The organism is Pseudoalteromonas sp. SG43-3 (genome assembly GCF_014164385.1).
Lineage (GTDB): Bacteria > Pseudomonadota > Gammaproteobacteria > Enterobacterales > Alteromonadaceae > Pseudoalteromonas > Pseudoalteromonas distincta.
Map to the genome: position 1 here is coordinate 1 of NZ_JACJFC010000057.1, position 1,460 is coordinate 1,460.

Annotated in this window: 1 protein-coding gene; it reads right to left on the reverse strand. The window is 39.3% G+C overall.

Annotated features, from left to right (window positions below; translation table 11 throughout):
* Nucleotides 1–80: 80 nt before the first annotated feature.
* Nucleotides 81–1,373: a TolC family protein gene (locus H5157_RS20530; protein ID WP_182725406.1), complete on the reverse strand. Its 1,293-nt coding sequence runs from the start codon at nt 1,371–1,373 to the stop codon at nt 81–83.
* Between the last annotated feature and the right edge of the window lie 87 nt (nt 1,374–1,460).

Here is a 1,460-nt window from a genome sequence, read left to right on the forward strand (position 1 = left end):
AGTTTTTCATTTTGAATTCCTAAACGATTCAGTTAATCACTGAATCAATAAATTGTTATTAAACTTAAAGTGATGTTTATTTAGAGTGACAGCGCTTCGTTTGTTAGTTTTTCTATCTCTGCGCCGTAAATCAGGGCAGCAGATGCCGCGTCAATAAGAGTTCGCCGAGCATTTAACAACTCTTGTCTAGCCGATACATAATCAAGGTAGCCATATCTACCTTTTTGATAGGCGTCTTGAGTATCTTCCAGTGCATCTTCAAGCATTGGAATAACTGACTGCTTTAATGAATTTGCCGTTAGTATGGCTTGTTTTCTATTGGAGTATGCTCGCAGTAAGTGATTTCTAAATCTTAACTTAGTCGCCTCTTTTTCTATGGTAACTTGGTCACGCTGTGCTAGCGCACTAGCGATTGCGCCAGAATTTCGCTTTTCAGCAAACAAAGGTAAGCTAAAGCCAGCAACCAGTGCCGTATCATTAGCTTCTTGAGAGCGTCTAACACCGACAGACCATTTTATATTGGCAGTGACCTCTGTTTTCGCTAAACGTATTTCTGCTTCTTTTAATCGCTGTTCACTTGCATAAACTTGAATAGCAGGGTTTTTTTCTAACTTTGCAAAAAGGCTGTTAAAGTCACTGTCGCTACCAAACTGAAAAAGATCACCTTGTACTTCAGAGAAGGTTACAGAGTTTTCTCCCCAGTAGGCTGCTAAAGAAAGTTTTAAATATTCCAAGCGCTTTTGTTCCGATTGAACGGTGAGGTTAGCCTGAGCAATAACTGCTTTTGATCGTTTCACTTCCGCCTCAGGAGTAGCACCTGCGCGGTTACGTTGAGATACAATCTCTAACGTTTCTTTAGCTAGACTCAGTGCATTTTCTGCCAATATTACTCTTTGTTGGGCTGCAAGTACTTCCACGTACTTTTCAGTGACTTGAGCCATCAAGTTTAGTGCTGCTACCTCTTTTTCAGCAGTGAGTAGTGCTCTTGAGTGTGAAACAAGCCCAATTCGCGCTGAGCGTTTATCTCCCATTTCAATAACCGAAGATAGAGCGATGGTTAATTCAGCACTGTCAAATGCATTAAATTCACCTGAGCCTGCAAAGTTCTCAGCTTCAATTTCTAGTTCATATGCGGGATTTAAACTGGCTGTTTGTTCTCGTCCTATTAATGCCGTTTGCTTGAAATCAAATATTTTAAGTTCTGGATTTTGTTTAAGCGTCCGCTGAATTGCCTCTTGAAGGTTTAACTGCTTTTCAAAGGCATAGACATTAAATGTAAAAAGTGACAACGCGAGAAACGCGATATATTTAAGCCGAGGTGTTACACACCTCAATATTGCTATCTTGCGATGCACACAGGTATTAAGTGCCATGTATACTTTCCTATAAATTTATATGTGATATTTAGGTCATTAACATTTGACCTTTCTTAATTTTCTATAAAATTTAGGCGTATTTAG

Bases quoted from the DNA above. Each gene is read 5' to 3' on its own strand.
- H5157_RS20530 (WP_182725406.1), bottom strand. From the start codon at position 1,373: ATGGCACTTAATACCTGTGTGCATCGCAAGATAGCAATATTGAGGTGT.